The sequence below is a fragment of the Acidovorax sp. SUPP2539 genome, from assembly GCF_030158975.1.
In the GTDB taxonomy this organism is placed as follows: domain Bacteria; phylum Pseudomonadota; class Gammaproteobacteria; order Burkholderiales; family Burkholderiaceae_C; genus Paracidovorax.
The window spans coordinates 532,440-546,423 of sequence record NZ_BQXJ01000004.1 but is presented as its reverse complement, the minus strand read 5'-3'; the positions used below and the strand labels follow the sequence as shown (position 1 = coordinate 546,423).

Here is a 13,984-nt window from a genome sequence, read left to right as displayed (position 1 = left end):
GAAACCCGCCTGAATGGCGGGCTCACCGAACCCACATCGCCATTCAGTCGCGCAGCATGCCGGCCGAGCGCAGCAGTTGCGCCGTCTCAAACAGGGGCAATCCCATGATGCCGGTATAGCTGCCGGCCAAGTGCGACACGTACTGCGCCGCGGGCCCCTGGATGCCATACGCCCCGGCCTTGCCCATGGGCTCGCCGCTGTCCACATATGCCGCGATCTGGGCGGGAGTGAGCGCGGCAAAGGTCACGTTAGAGACCGACAGCGCGACCGACCGCGTTTCGCCGTGCTGCAGGGCCACCGCCGTGAGCACGCGGTGCGTACGCCCCGACAACTCGCCCAGCATGCGGCGCGCGTCGGCGGCATCCTCTGGCTTGCCGTATATCGTGCGGCCGCAGGCCACCGTGGTGTCCGAGCAAAGGATGGGCGCATCCGGCAACCCGCGCCGGGCACGGCGGGCGACGGCCGCATCAAGCTTGAGCCCCGTGACGCGCTGCACATAGCGGGCGGGCGGCTCGCTGGCCAGCAGCACCTCGATGGCCTCTGCGTCTTCGGCCACATCGCCATCGGCATTGGGCAGCAGCAGTTCATGGCGAACCCCCAACTGATCGAGCAGTTGGCGGCGGCGCGGGCTTTGGGATGCGAGATAGATGAAGGAAGGAATAGAGGACGGCACGGGGCGCGAGGATAGCCGATCGTTCTCGCTGCGCCGCTTCGGTTCGACGTCGGCTGCTTCGGGAACCGGCGGACCTGCGCTGCCGGCCTTTTCAAGAATGGCGCATGACCTTCTTTCCCACATTGGAGACACCGCGGCTCAGGCTGCGCAAGATGGTGGCGGCCGATGCCCCGGCCATGCTCGCCATGCATGCGGATGCGGAGTCGAGGCAGTGGGCCGGCTACAACGCGATCCAAGACCTGGAGGGTGCGCTGGATTTCGTGAACTGGACCGATCAGTTGACGCAGCGGCCCGTCCCGGGATTCTGCTGGGCCATCGAGCGCAAGGACGCGCCGGGCATGATCGGGCAATGCAACTTCACGCAATGCGACGCCGCCACGCTCAGCGCCGCACTGGGCTATGAACTGGCGGCGCCCTACCAGGGCCGGGGCTTCATGAACGAAGCGATCGGCAGGGTGCTGAACTGGTGCTTCCTTCATCTCCAGCTGATGCGCATCAGCGCCACGGTGCATCCCGACAACCTGCCATCGATCCGCATTCTGCAGCGCTGGATGTTCCAGCGGGAAGGGCTGCTGCGCAGTGCAGGATTCTGGAGCGGACGGCACCATGATCTGCTGTCCTTCAGCCTGCTGGCCACGGAGTTCGCGCCCGCCTATGCCCTGCAGGCGCAAGGACAAGCCGCCACCCTCAGCGCAACGGCTGCACGGGCCGAAGAATTGGCCGAGGCCTGACACCGCCGGGTCGTCAGCCGCTTATTCGCGGTGGTAGGGGTGCCCCGCGTTCACCGACCACGCCCGGTAAAGCTGCTCGATCAGCAGCACCCGCACCATGGCGTGCGGCAAGGTCAGGTCGGACAGGCGTATGCGCTCGTGCGCAGCCTGCCGAAAGGCGGGGTCCAGGCCATCGGGTCCGCCGATGACCAGGGCCACATCGTCGCCTCCCAATTGCCAGCCTTTGAGGCGCTCTGCGAGGGCTTTGGTGGTGAGGGACGTGCCCCGCTCGTCCAGCGCCACCACGCGGGTGCCGCGGGGTATGGCCGTCTCGATGCGCTCACGCTCGGCGGCGTAGAGCGTCTCCAGCGTCTTGGAGCCGCGCGGCTCGGTCTTCACCGCCTTGAGCTCGACCTTCAGTTCCGGAGGAAACCGCTTGGCGTAGTCGTCGTAGGCCGTCTGCGCCCAGTCGGGCACCCGCTGGCCCACGGCCACGATCAGCAACTTCATCGATCGCTCAGGCGCTGGTTCAGCCCCTGCGGGTCGGCGACTTCTTGGCGGCGGGGCGCTTGGCCGCCGTCTTCACGGTGCCAGCACGGGGCGCCGCCTTGGGGGCCGCAGCGGCGGTGGAGCGGCCCGGAGCCTTTTTGGCGGCGGGCTTGCCCGCCGTCTTCTTGGCGATGGGCTTGACCACCAGGGTCTTGATGGGCGCCTTGGACACCGGCTTGGCGGTCGTCTTGGCCGCCGTCTTCGCGGTCGTCTTTGCAGGCGCGGCCTGCTTCACGGCGCCACGGCCGGCCGGCTTTCCGGTCGTCTTGGCTGCAGTCTTGGCCGGGGCTTTCGCAGCGGGGGCCTTGGCGGCGACCTTGCTCACGCCGGGCTTGCGGGCGGGTTGTTCGGGAGCGGCGGCGGCCTTCTTGGCGGCGGGCTTTTTCTTCGCAGTGCCTGCCGCGCCTTCCACGGCCTTGGGTTTGGCAGCGCCGAGCTTCAGGCGCACGGGGGTATCGCCCCAGATCTCTTCCAGGCGGTAGTACTGGCGGATGGCCGGCTGCATGATGTGCGCCACGGCGGCGCCGCAGTCCACGATGATCCACTCGCCGTTGTCCTCACCCTCGATGCGGGGCTTGCCGAAGCCCGCTTCACGCACCGCATCGCGCACGCTGGCCGCCAGCGCCTTGGTCTGGCGGTTGGAGGTGCCCGAAGCCACGATCACGCGCTCGAACAGCGGCGAGAGGTGCTCGGTGTTGAACACCTGGATGTCTTGCGCTTTGACGTCTTCCAGGCCATCGACGATGGCGCGCTGGAGCTTGGTGACGTCTTTTTTGGCAGCGGATTCCGATTTGGAGGAGGTGGTCATCAGGCGTTTGTCTAAAAAGGATGGGGCCAATATAGCGTGCAACCCGGGCATCGGCCAATGCGGCGGGCCCGGGTGGCGATTCGGCCATCCCGCGCACATCAAGGGTGTTTTTGGCCTTCGGCGCTCATGGCATGAGCGCGAGCAGCTATTGAAATTATAGCTTTCGGCCTTTTTGCGAACGCACGGGCTGGGTTCAGAGCCAGTCCCGCCGCACCAGAAAGCGCCGTGTGAGCTCAGCCTCGGGCGAGCCCGGAGCCTCCTGGCGCTGGTACGACCAGCCCGCCATGGGCGGCATCGACAGCAAGATCGATTCGGTGCGCCCGCCCGACTGCAGGCCGAAGTGCGTGCCCCGGTCCCACACCAGGTTGAACTCCACATAGCGACCGCGCCGGTAGCACTGGAACTCGCGCTGCCGATCACCGAACGGGATCGCCTGGCGCCGATGCACGATGGGCAGGTAGGCGCCCAGGAACGCGTCCCCCACGGACTGCACCATGCCCAGGCTGCGCTCGAAGCCCAGCTCGGAAAAGTCGTCGAAGAAGATGCCGCCCACGCCACGCTGCTCGTTGCGGTGCTTGAGGTAGAAGTACTCGTCGCACCAGCGCTTGAAACGCAGGTACAGGCCCTCGCCGAAGGGATTGAGCGCATCGCGGCAGGCGCGGTGAAAGTGCACCGCGTCTTCCTCGAAACCGTAGTAGGGCGTGAGGTCCATGCCACCGCCGAACCAGCACACCGGAGCGCCTTCGGCCGGAGCCGCCACGATCATGCGCACGTTCATGTGCACCGTGGGCACATAGGGGTTGACCGGGTGGAACACCAGCGATACCCCCATGGCCTCGAACGGCGCGCCAGCCAGCTCGGGCCGGTGCTGCGTGGCCGATGGCGGCAGCGTGGCGCCCCGCACGTGCGAGAAGCCGCAGCCCGCGCGCTCGAACACGCGGCCGCCCTCCAGGATGCGGGTGATGCCGTCGCCCTGCAGCGGTTCGCCCGGCGCCTTGCGCCACGCATCGTTCAGGAACCGGCCACCGCCGCGCGCCGCGGGCCCTTCGATCTCTTCCAGGGCCGAGGTGATGCGCGCCTGCAGCCCTTCCAGGTAGGCCCGCACGCGGGTGGCCGTGTCGGCCGCGTTCAGGGCAGGCGCCGGTGCGGGTGCCGCCATCAGCTCTTCACCGCGCGATGGCCGATGTCGCGGCGGTACTGCGCGCCATCGAAATGGATGCCACGGGCCACGTCGTACACACGCTGCTGCGCCTGCTTCACGCTGTCGGCCAGCACGGTCACGCACAGCACGCGTCCGCCCGTGGTGTGCGGCACGCCGTCCTTCAGCGCCGTGCCGGCATGGAACACCATGGCTTCGTCGGCGTCCGCAGGCAGGCCCGTGATCGCATCGCCCTTGCGCGGATCTTCCGGGTAGCCGTGCGCGGCCATCACCACGCCCAGCGCGGTGCGGCGGTCCCATTGCAATTCGACCTGGTCGAGCTTGCCGTCCACCGCGGCGCCCAGCACATCGACGAAATCGCTCTTGAGGCGCATGAGGATCGGCTGCGTCTCGGGGTCACCCATGCGGCAGTTGAACTCCAGCGTCTTGGGGTGGCCGGTCGAATCGATCATCAGGCCGGCGTACAGGAAGCCCGTGTATGGAATGCCATCCTTTTCCATGCCACGGATGGTGGGCAGGATGATCTCGCGCATGGCGCGGGCGTGCACGTCAGCGGTGACCACGGGCGCGGGCGAATACGCGCCCATGCCACCGGTGTTGGGGCCCTGGTCGCCGTCCTTCAGGCGCTTGTGGTCCTGGCTGGTCGCCAGGGCGGTGACGTTCTTGCCGTCGCACAGCACGATGAAGCTGGCTTCCTCGCCTTGCAGGAACGCTTCGATCACGACGCGTGCGCCGCCTTCGTTGTGCGTCACGCCGTACTTGTTGTCCACCAGCATGAAATCCACCGCGTCGTGGGCCTCCTGCAGCGACATGGCCACCACCACGCCTTTGCCGGCCGCCAAGCCGTCGGCCTTGATGACGATCGGGGCGCCCAGCCGCTCCACGAAGGCATGGGCCGCCGCCGGGTCGGTGAACGTGTCGTAGTCCGCCGTGGGAATGCCATGGCGGCGCATGAAGGCCTTGGAGAACGCCTTGGAGCTTTCAAGCTGCGCGGCAGCCTTCGTGGGGCCGAAGATGCGCAGCCCGTGCGCGCGGAATTCGTCCACCACGCCGGCGGCCAGAGGCGCCTCGGGGCCGACCACGGTCAGCGCGATCTTCTGGTCGTGCGCCCAGGCGCGCAGTTCGCGCACATCGGTGATGGCCACGTTTTCGAGCTTGGGGTTCAGGGCCGTGCCGCCGTTGCCCGGCGCCACATAGACCTTCGTGACCTTGAGAGACTGCGAAAGCTTCCAGGCCATGGCGTGTTCACGGCCACCGCCGCCAATCACAAGGACTTTCATACCGGACTCCGATGGGCCGCTGGCGGCAGGCAGGTGGGCCCTTCGGCGGGCAGGGATCGATTGCAGAGGTTCAGGCTCATGTTCATAAGGCAGCGTTGTGATAGACCTCTTGCACGTCGTCCAGGTCTTCCAGCACGTCGAGGAGTTTTTGCATGCGCGCGGCGTCGTCGCCTTCGAGCTCGATGGTGTTTTCGGCGCGCATGGTGACCTCGGCCACCTCGGGCACCAGGCCGGCGGCCTCCAGCGCGTTCTTCACCGCTTCGAAATCGGCGTAGGCGGTGAGCACTTCGATGGCGCCGTCCTCGCCCGTGACCACGTCTTCCGCGCCGGCCTCCAGGGCCACTTCCATCACCTGGTCCTCGCTGGTGCCGGGTGCGAAGATCAGTTGGCCGCAGTGCTTAAACTGGAAGGCCACGGAGCCTTCGGTGCCCATGTTGCCGCCATGCTTGCTGAAGGCATGACGCACTTCGGCCACGGTGCGCACGCGGTTGTCGGTCATGGTGTCCACGATGATGGCCGCACCGCCGATGCCGTAGCCTTCGTAGCGGATTTCCTCGTAGCTCACACCCTCGGCATTGCCGGTGGCCTTGTCGATGTTGTACTTGATGCGGTCGGCCGGCATGTTCGCGGCCTTGGCCTTCTCGATGGCCAGACGCAACCGGGGGTTGGCGGAGACATCGCCCCCGCCCGCCCGTGCCGCCACCGTGATCTCTCGAATGATCCGGGTCCAGATCTTGCCGCGCTTTTCATCCTGCCGACCTTTGCGGTGCTGGATGTTTGCCCATTTGCTGTGTCCTGCCACAGGAGTCCTTCTGGTATTGATTTAATCTACTGCCCGCGATTTTACTTTTGACGCATCCACCCCACTCCGCACCCTGACGCCATGGCCGAACCTCTTCTCATTGCCAAGCACGGCACCACCGAATGCCACCTGCTGCCCGGCCTGGCCAACCGCCACGGCCTCATCACCGGTGCCACCGGCACGGGCAAGACGGTCACCCTGCAGACGCTGGCCGAAGGCTTCTCGCGCATCGGGGTGCCGGTGTTCATGGCCGACATCAAGGGCGACCTCACCGGCATCAGCCAACCGGGCAGTATCGGCGACAAGCTGGCGGCCACGCTCAAGGAGCGTGACCTTCCGCTGCCGGAGCCCCTGGCCTGCCCCACCACCCTGTGGGATGTGTTCGGCCAGCAAGGCCACCCGGTGCGCGCCACGGTGTCCGACATGGGCCCGCTGCTGCTGGGCCGCATGCTCAACCTGAACGAGACCCAACTGGGCGTGCTCAACCTGGTTTTCAAGATCGCCGACGACAACGGACTACTGCTGCTCGACCTCAAAGACCTGCGGGCCATGCTCCAGTACGTCGGCGACAACGCCAAGGAATTCACGACAGGGTACGGCAATATCAGCGCCGCCAGCGTAGGCGCGATCCAACGGGGCCTGTTGCAGATCGAGCAACAGGGCGGCACCCAGTTCTTCGGCGAGCCCATGCTCGACATCAACGACCTCATGCAGACGGTGGACGGGCGAGGCATCGTGAACATCCTGGCCGCCGACAAGCTCATGAATTCGCCGCGCCTGTATGCCACCTTCTTGCTGTGGATGCTGTCGGAACTGTTCGAGCAGTTGCCCGAGATCGGCGACCCGGAAGTCCCCAAGCTCGTCTTCTTCTTCGACGAGGCCCACCTGCTGTTCAACGAAGCGCCCAAGGTGCTCGTCGAGCGCATCGAACTGGTGGTGCGGCTGGTGCGGTCCAAGGGCGTGGGCGTGTATTTCGTCACCCAGAACCCGCTCGACATTCCCGACAGCGTCCTGGCCCAGCTGGGCAACCGCGTGCAGCACGCGCTGCGCGCCTTCACACCGCGCGACCAGAAAGCGGTGAAGGCCACGGCCACCACCATGCGCCAGAAACCGGGCCTGGACATCGAAACCGCCATCACCGAACTGGCGGTGGGCGAGGCGCTGGTGAGCTTCCTGGACGCCAAGGGCCGGCCCAGCGTGACCGAGCGCGTGTTCGTGCTGCCCCCCGCCAGCCAGTTGGGGCCCATCACGCCCGCCCAGCGGCAGGGGTTGCTGGCCGGTTCGCTCGTCGCCGGCGTGTATGAGAAAGCCGTGGACCGTGAATCCGCCTACGAAAAGCTCCAGGGCCGCACCGAAGCCGCCGCCACGGCGCCCGCCAGCACGAAGGGCGGCGCCACCGATGGCGCGGGCGGCGGTGTCATGGGTGGGCTGAACGACGTGCTGTTCGGCTCGACCGGCCCACGCGGCGGCAAGCACGACGGGCTGGTGCAGACCATGGCCAAATCCGCCGTGCGCACCATGGGTACCTCGCTGGGCAAGGAGATCCTGCGCGGCGTGCTGGGCAGCCTGTTCGGCGGCCGCAAGCGCTGATGAATCCGCCCTCGCCAGAAAACCCAAGGAACCCTGCCATGATCGACCTGCACTACTGGACCACGCCCAACGGCCACAAGATCACGATGTTCCTCGAAGAGGCCGCATTGCCTTACCGCGTGCTGCCCGTGAACATCGGCCGGGGCGAGCAGTTCCAGCCCGACTTCCTGCGCATCGCGCCCAACAACCGCATTCCCGCCATCGTGGACCATGCGCCCACGGGGGGCGGCGAGCCCATTTCGGTGTTCGAGTCCGGCGCCATCCTGCTGTACCTGGCCGACAAGACGGGAAAGTTCGTTCCCCAGGACCTGCGCGGCCGCACCGAAGCCCTGCAGTGGCTGTTCTGGCAGATGGGAGGCCTGGGGCCCATGGCGGGGCAGAACCACCACTTCACGCAATATGCGCCGGAGCCCATCGCCTACGCAATCGACCGCTACGTGAAGGAAACTGGGCGCCTGTATGGCGTACTGGACAAGCACCTGTCCGATGGGCGCGAGTACATCGCCGGCACCTATTCCATCGCCGACATGGCCTGCTACCCCTGGATCGTGCCGCACGAGCGCCAGCGGCAGAACCTCAAGGACTTCCCGCACCTGGCGCAATGGTTCGAACGCATCCGCGAGCGCCCCGCCATCGTACGGGCGTACGACCTGGTCCAGCGCATCAACACCGCCCCCACCGTGGACGAAGATGCGAAGAAGGTGCTGTTCGGGCAGGACGCCAGCACCGTGCGGCGCTGAAACCGCCAGTGCCTTCCAGCAGCGGCGTCAGACCCGGTCGCTGCGCGCCAGGTGGCTTTCCAGCCTGCGCAGGGCGCCGGTCAGCGCGAGCGTCATGATCCAGTAGGCCAGGGCAATCGCCAGATACGGCTCCCAGTAGCGCGAATAGGCCCCGGCCACGGTGCGCGCGGCATAGGCCATCTCGGCCAGGCCGATGGCGGAGATCAGCGAGGTGTCTTTCAGCAGCGCGATCGCGTTGTTGCCCAGCGGCGGCAGCATGCGGCGAAAAGCCTGCGGCAGCACCACGTAGCGCATTACCTGCCCGGGCGTGAAGCCCAGTGAGCGCCCCGCATCGGACTGCCCACGCGCGATCGACTGGATGCCCGCGCGGAACACCTCCGAGATGTACGCGGCGGAATTGAGCGTGAGCGCCACGATGCCCGAGATCAGCGCGCCATGCTCCTGCTTGAGCGTGCGCGCGAAGTCGCCCGTCACCAGCAGGCCCGACGTCGGATGGATGAACAGCGGCAGCACCGCGAAGTGCATCAGCAGGATCTGCACGAACAACGGCGTGCCGCGAAAGAAGCTCACATACACGGTGGATGGCCACCGCAGCAGATAGCGGCACACCCAGCTCAGCGGCGCATGGCGCGCCTGCGCCAGGCGGGCCAGCGCGAGCAACAGACCCCATGTGCCGCCCAGCAGCACGCACACCACCGTCACGCCGATCGTCATCCACGCGCCCTGGATGAACAGGTCCTTGTATTCCACCAGGATGTCCGGCCGGAACCAGCCAAACCACTCAACAGGCTCCATGGCCTCTTCCTCTCATTGGTCGCGTCGGGCGCATAGGCGCCCGCAAAAACGGCCGCAGCGCGGCCGTGGTGTCATGCCGAAAAGCGGCGTGCCGATCAGCGATCAGCGTGGCTTGTATTCCTTGCCGAACCACTTCTTGTAGATCTCGTTGTAGCTGCCATCGGCCCGCACGGCGGCCAGGCCGGCGTTGAGCTTGTCCTGCAGCGCCTTGTCGCCCTTCTTGACGACGATGCCGAAGCCCTCGACAGGGAACGCGGGGTCTTCCACCGTCTTCAGCGCGGCGTTCTGCGCCACGCGGTAGGCGATCACGCCGTTGTCGCCGATGGCCGCATCCACACCGCCGCCCGCCAGTTCGGAAATGATGAGCGGCGTGCTCTCGAAGCGCCGGATGTTCGGGCTGGTCTTGCCGAACTCGCGCGAGGCCACGTCGTCCGCCGTGGAGGCATTCACCACGGCGATCTTCTTGCCAGCCAGGTCCTTCAGCGAGGCCACGCTGCTCGCCTTGGGCACGGCGATCAGCTGCTGGGCGGCGAAGTACGGCTCGGTGAAGTCGTAGCTCTGGCGGCGCTTGTCGTTGATGGTCACGCCGGAGATCACCAGGTCCACATCGCCGTTGTTCAGCGCCGCGAAAATGCCGCTCCAGGGGGTGTTCACCACCTTGATCTTGAGCGACTGCTTCTTCGCGATGGCGTTGATGATGTCGATGTCGAAACCGACGATCTGCTTGTCCTTGTTTTCGAAGGCGAACGGCGCGTAGGTGGCGCTGGAGGCCACGGTCAACTCGCGGTCCTGCGCGTGGGCAGCCAGCGGAGCAGTCATTGCGGCAGCCAGGCCAAGGCCCAGGGCGAAAAGGCGGCGGGAGATTTGCATGGGGAGATGGGGCGGGAAAGCCCGGAAACAGGACCGGGAAGTATATCGGCCGGCCCCCCGTGCCTTCCTTGCGGTGCCGCCCAACGCCGCCGTCGCACAGGTGACGGCGGCCTTGGCGCCAACCCGCCTAGAGTGCGCCGCATGACCGATACCACCGACCTCCCCGCCCTCACCTGCTTTTCGCTCGCCATCACCGACCAGGTGGCGCATCTGGTGCTGAACCGGCCGGAGGCCCTGAACACCATGCACCCGGCGTTCTGGCGCGAGCTGGACACCGTGCTGGCGCGGCTGCACCGGTCGGGCGAGGCGCGCGCGCTGGTCATCAGCAGCACGGGCAAGCACTTTTCGGCCGGCATGGCGCTGGATACGTTCGGTGGCGCCATCGCCATGGACGACCAGAGCCCCGAAGGCCGCGCCGCCCTTTTCGACCTGCTGACCGACATGCAGGCCACGTTCACGCGCATGGAATCGCTGCGCATTCCCGTGATCGCCGCCATCCACGGCGGCTGCATCGGCGGCGCGGTGGACATGGTGACGGCCGCCTGCATCCGCTACGCCACGCAGGACGCGTTCTTCTGCATCCAGGAGATCAACATCGGCATGGTGGCCGACGTGGGCACGCTGCAGCGCCTGCCCAAGCTGATTCCGCTGGGCATCGTCAAGGAGCTGGCCTACACCGGCCGGCGCTTGCCCGCACCACGCGCCCTGGCCTGCGGGCTGGTCAACGAACTGTTCGACACGCAGGCGGCGATGCTGGACGCGGCCCTGGCCTGCGCCCGCGAGATCGCCGCCAAGCCGCCGGTCGCCATCTGGGGCACCAAGCAGGCCGTGCACTATGCGCGCGACCACTCGGTGGACGACAGCCTGCGCCAGATGGGCTGGCTGCAGGGTGCGATCTGGAGCAACCGGCATGTGGGCGAGGCCGTGGACGCGATGCGTGGCAGGCGCGAGGGCGCCTTTCCTCCGCTCGCGCCGCTGCAGCGCTTCAGCGATGGAGAGTGAGCGATCGGTCCGCCCCGCCTGCGGGCCGCGGCAGGCGGGCGTTTGCTATCAAATTCGATAGCTGCCTGCGCTTGCTGGGCTTGCGCTGCAGCCCATTTCGGCGCTTCGCCGCTCGCTGGCGGGCTATGATGCGTGCTCTTTCCGATCCCGTCTACGCGAGGACGCAGCCATGCCTACGCACATCCCGGCCCTGCCCACCTACACCGACGTCGCCGACGCGGCCCATCGGCTCCAGGGCGTCGCGCACCGCACGCCCGTGGCGCGCTCCAGCACGGCGGACCAGCAGTGCGGCGCCCAGCTCTTTTTCAAGTGCGAGAACCTGCAGCGCATGGGCGCCTTCAAGTTCCGTGGCGCCTACAACACCCTGGCGCAGTTCGACGTCACCCAGCGCGAAGGCGGCGTGCTGGCTTTTTCTTCCGGCAACCACGCGCAGGCCATCGCCCTCTCGGCCCGCCTGCTGGACATGCCCGCCCTGATCGTCATGCCCGAGGATGCGCCCACCGCCAAGATGGCCGCCACGCGCGAATACGGCGCCCAGGTCGTCACCTACAACCGCTTCACCGAAGACCGCGAGGCCATCAGCCACCGGCTCGCACAGGAGCGCGGCATGACCCTGGTGCCGCCGTTCGACCATCCGCATGTCATCGCCGGCCAGGGCACCGCCGCCAAGGAGCTGCTCGAAGAAGTGCCCGACCTCGATTACCTGTTCGTGTGCCTGGGCGGCGGCGGATTGCTGTCCGGCAGCCTTCTGGCCGCGAAGGCGCTGGCCCCCGACTGCCAGGTGATCGGCGTGGAGCCGGCCGCCGGCAACGACGCCCAGCAATCGCTGCGCGCCGGCCGCATCGTGCGCATCGACACGCCCCACACCATCGCCGACGGCGCGCAGACCCAGGCGCTGGGCAGCATCACCTTTCCCATCATCCAGCGCGACGTGGCCGACATCGTCACCGCCACCGACGAGCAGTTGGTCCAGGCCCTGCGCTTTTTCGCCGAACGCATGAAGATCGTCGTGGAGCCCACCGGCGCCCTCGCCTTCGCGGGCGCCCTGCACGGCGGCGTGGACCTGCACGGCAAGCGCGTGGGCATCGTCGTGAGCGGCGGCAACGTCGACCTGGCGCGGTACGCACGCTTTCTGGCAGACTGATCCGCGCCCCGCGCCGCCCCTGCGCGGCGACGCACGCACCTTTTCTTTCCCCTGCCCCCTGCAGACCGGTTTTCCAGCTTTTCACTTTCCCAACAAGAGGCCCCAGCCCATGAGCAATGTCCACGTCATCACCCATCCTCTGGTCCAGCACAAGCTGACCCTGATGCGCAAGAAGGACGCCAGCACCAACAGCTTTCGCCGCCTGCTCGGCGAACTCAGCACCCTGATGGCCTACGAGGTCACGCGCGACATGCCGCTGCAGGACGTGCAGATCGAAACCCCGCTGGAAACCATGACGGGCCAGGTGATCGACGGCAAGAAGCAGGTGCTCGTGTCCATCCTGCGCGCCGGCAACGGATTTCTGGACGGCATGCTCAACGTGATCCCGGGCGCCCGCGTGGGCCACATCGGCCTGTACCGCGACCCGCAGACCCTGCAGCCGGTCGAGTACTACTTCAAGATGCCTTCCGAGATGGAAGAGCGCGACATCATCGTCGTGGACCCCATGCTCGCCACCGGAAACTCCGCCGCGGCCGCAGTGGACCGCCTGAAGAAACTCAACCCCCGCTCGATCAAGTTCGTCTGCCTGCTGGCCGCACCGGAAGGCGTGACCACCTTGCAAAAGGCCCACCCCGACGTGCCGATCTACACCGCCGCGATCGACCGCGAACTGAACGACCACGGCTACATCCTGCCCGGGCTGGGCGATGCCGGGGATCGGATCTTCGGGACGAAATGAATCACGGGGTGAACGACTGGCGCGCATTTTGCATGCGCCGCTGGTTTCCTGCATCGACCTCTTTTCCCCTGCAAAAGGACGCTCCATGACCTCTCGCCGCCTCTTCACCGGCCGCCTGTTCTGCACCTCCCTGGCCATCTCCGCCACCCTGGGCCTGGCGCCCACGCTGGCTTTCGCGCAGGCCAAGCTGAAGGTGGCGGCAATCTACACGGTGCCCTATGAACAGCAATGGGTGAGCCGCATCCACAAGGCGCTCAAGGCGGCGGAAACGCGTGGCGAGATCGAATACAAGAGCAGCGAGAACGTGGCCAATGCCGATTACGAGCGCGTGATGCGCGAATACGCCACCGGGGGCAACCAGCTGATCTTCGGCGAGGTGTTCGGCGTGGAGGCCGCCGCGCGCAAGGTGGCCAAGGACTTTCCCAAGACGGCCTTCGTGATGGGCTCCTCGGGCAAGCCGCAGGCGCCCAATTTCAGCGTGTTCGACAACTACATCCAGGAGCCGGCCTACCTGTCCGGCATGGTGGCAGGCGGCATGACCCGCACGAACAAGATCGGCATGGTGGGCGGCTTTCCGATTCCAGAGGTCAACCGCTTGATGCAAGCCTTCATGGCCGGCGCGAAGGAGGTGAACCCGAAGGCCGAATTCACCATCACCTTCATCAACAGCTGGTTCGACCCGCCGAAGGCCAAGGAGGCGACCTTCGCCATGATCGACAAGGGCGCCGACGTGCTGTATGCCGAGCGCTTCGGCGTGTCCGACGCCGCCAAGGAAAAGGGCAAGCTGGCCATCGGCAATGTGATCAACACGCAGGCCCAGTACCCGGACACGGTGGTGGCCTCGGCGCTGTGGCACATGGAGCCCAGCGTGGACCGCGCGATCGCGCTGGTCAAGGAAGGCAAGTTCGCCGCCGAGGACTACGGCCCCTATTCGATGATGAAGCACAAGGGCTCCGAACTCGCGCCGCTGGGCACTTTCGAGAAGAAGGTGCCGGCCGAGGTCGTGGCCAAGGTGAAGGCCAGGGAGGCCGACATCCTGGCGGGCAAGTTCACCGTGAAGGTGGACGACAGCCAGCCCAAATCCACGGCCAAGTGATGCGTGCGCGCTGCGCCGGGCGGAGCA

15 protein-coding genes are annotated in these 13,984 nt (G+C 66.8%); 7 read left to right on the top strand and 8 right to left on the bottom strand.

From position 1 onward, the window contains the following. Positions 1-43: 43 nt before the first annotated feature. Entirely contained in the window at positions 44-661 is a 618-nt protein-coding gene (locus AVTE2539_RS17150) for a Maf family protein (protein ID WP_284412518.1), read from the bottom strand. 116 nt (positions 662-777) lie between these two features. On the opposite strand from AVTE2539_RS17150, the gene AVTE2539_RS17145 reads away from it, so the two are divergent. Further along, a complete protein-coding gene (locus AVTE2539_RS17145) occupies positions 778-1,404 on the top strand; it encodes a GNAT family N-acetyltransferase (RefSeq protein ID WP_284412356.1) in 627 nt (208 codons plus the stop codon). Positions 1,405-1,425: 21 nt separating this feature from the next. On the opposite strand, the gene rlmH is transcribed toward AVTE2539_RS17145, so the two are convergent. From rlmH to AVTE2539_RS17120, 5 genes are all read right to left on the bottom strand, one after another. Continuing rightward, positions 1,426-1,893 (bottom strand): 23S rRNA (pseudouridine(1915)-N(3))-methyltransferase RlmH, encoded by a 468-nt coding sequence (gene rlmH, locus AVTE2539_RS17140; RefSeq protein ID WP_284400351.1) that lies wholly within the window; start codon positions 1,891-1,893, stop codon positions 1,426-1,428. A 19-nt stretch (positions 1,894-1,912) separates the two neighbouring features. Further along, positions 1,913-2,740 (bottom strand): ribosome silencing factor, encoded by an 828-nt coding sequence (gene rsfS, locus AVTE2539_RS17135; RefSeq protein WP_284412354.1) that lies wholly within the window; start codon positions 2,738-2,740, stop codon positions 1,913-1,915. A gap of 193 nt (positions 2,741-2,933) precedes the next feature. Further along, a complete protein-coding gene (hemF, locus tag AVTE2539_RS17130) occupies positions 2,934-3,899 on the bottom strand; it encodes an oxygen-dependent coproporphyrinogen oxidase (RefSeq protein ID WP_284412352.1) in 966 nt (321 codons plus the stop codon). Continuing rightward, on the bottom strand, positions 3,899-5,179 hold the full coding sequence (gene purD / locus AVTE2539_RS17125) for a phosphoribosylamine--glycine ligase (RefSeq protein WP_284412350.1): 1,281 nt from the start codon (positions 5,177-5,179) through the stop codon (positions 3,899-3,901). Before purD ends, hemF begins: the two co-directional genes overlap by 1 nt. A gap of 82 nt (positions 5,180-5,261) precedes the next feature. After that, the gene (locus AVTE2539_RS17120) at positions 5,262-5,981 is read right to left on the bottom strand and encodes a YebC/PmpR family DNA-binding transcriptional regulator (RefSeq protein WP_284400361.1); all 720 of its coding nucleotides are present in this window, start codon (positions 5,979-5,981) and stop codon (positions 5,262-5,264) included. An 81-nt stretch (positions 5,982-6,062) separates the two neighbouring features. On the opposite strand from AVTE2539_RS17120, the gene AVTE2539_RS17115 reads away from it, so the two are divergent. Beyond that, positions 6,063-7,571, top strand: a complete 1,509-nt coding sequence (locus AVTE2539_RS17115) for a helicase HerA-like domain-containing protein (RefSeq protein WP_284412348.1) — start codon at positions 6,063-6,065, stop codon at positions 7,569-7,571. A gap of 38 nt (positions 7,572-7,609) precedes the next feature. Then, positions 7,610-8,311, top strand: coding sequence for a glutathione binding-like protein (locus tag AVTE2539_RS17110; protein ID WP_284412345.1), 702 nt, complete (start codon positions 7,610-7,612; stop codon positions 8,309-8,311). Positions 8,312-8,338: 27 nt separating this feature from the next. On the opposite strand, the gene AVTE2539_RS17105 is transcribed toward AVTE2539_RS17110, so the two are convergent. Both AVTE2539_RS17105 and AVTE2539_RS17100 read right to left on the bottom strand, forming a co-directional pair. After that, on the bottom strand, positions 8,339-9,106 hold the full coding sequence (locus AVTE2539_RS17105; protein WP_272563769.1) for an amino acid ABC transporter permease: 768 nt from the start codon (positions 9,104-9,106) through the stop codon (positions 8,339-8,341). A 102-nt stretch (positions 9,107-9,208) separates the two neighbouring features. After that, a complete protein-coding gene (locus AVTE2539_RS17100; protein WP_272563770.1) occupies positions 9,209-9,976 on the bottom strand; it encodes a basic amino acid ABC transporter substrate-binding protein in 768 nt (255 codons plus the stop codon). A gap of 141 nt (positions 9,977-10,117) precedes the next feature. Between AVTE2539_RS17100 and AVTE2539_RS17095 the strand changes: the two genes are divergently transcribed. The 4 genes from AVTE2539_RS17095 to AVTE2539_RS17080 all read left to right on the top strand — a co-directional run bounded on the left by AVTE2539_RS17095 (position 10,118) and on the right by AVTE2539_RS17080 (position 13,957). Next, a complete protein-coding gene (locus AVTE2539_RS17095; RefSeq protein WP_284412339.1) occupies positions 10,118-10,978 on the top strand; it encodes an enoyl-CoA hydratase-related protein in 861 nt (286 codons plus the stop codon). 169 nt (positions 10,979-11,147) lie between these two features. Further along, positions 11,148-12,122 (top strand): threo-3-hydroxy-L-aspartate ammonia-lyase, encoded by a 975-nt coding sequence (locus AVTE2539_RS17090; protein ID WP_284412337.1) that lies wholly within the window; start codon positions 11,148-11,150, stop codon positions 12,120-12,122. 109 nt (positions 12,123-12,231) lie between these two features. After that, complete coding sequence (gene upp, locus AVTE2539_RS17085) at positions 12,232-12,861, top strand: uracil phosphoribosyltransferase (RefSeq protein WP_284412335.1); 630 nt, start codon at positions 12,232-12,234, stop codon at positions 12,859-12,861. A gap of 85 nt (positions 12,862-12,946) precedes the next feature. Beyond that, positions 12,947-13,957 carry a BMP family protein gene (locus AVTE2539_RS17080; protein WP_284412334.1) on the top strand — a complete coding sequence of 337 codons (1,011 nt, stop codon included), beginning with the start codon at positions 12,947-12,949 and terminating at the stop codon, positions 13,955-13,957. Positions 13,958-13,984: the final 27 nt, after the last annotated feature.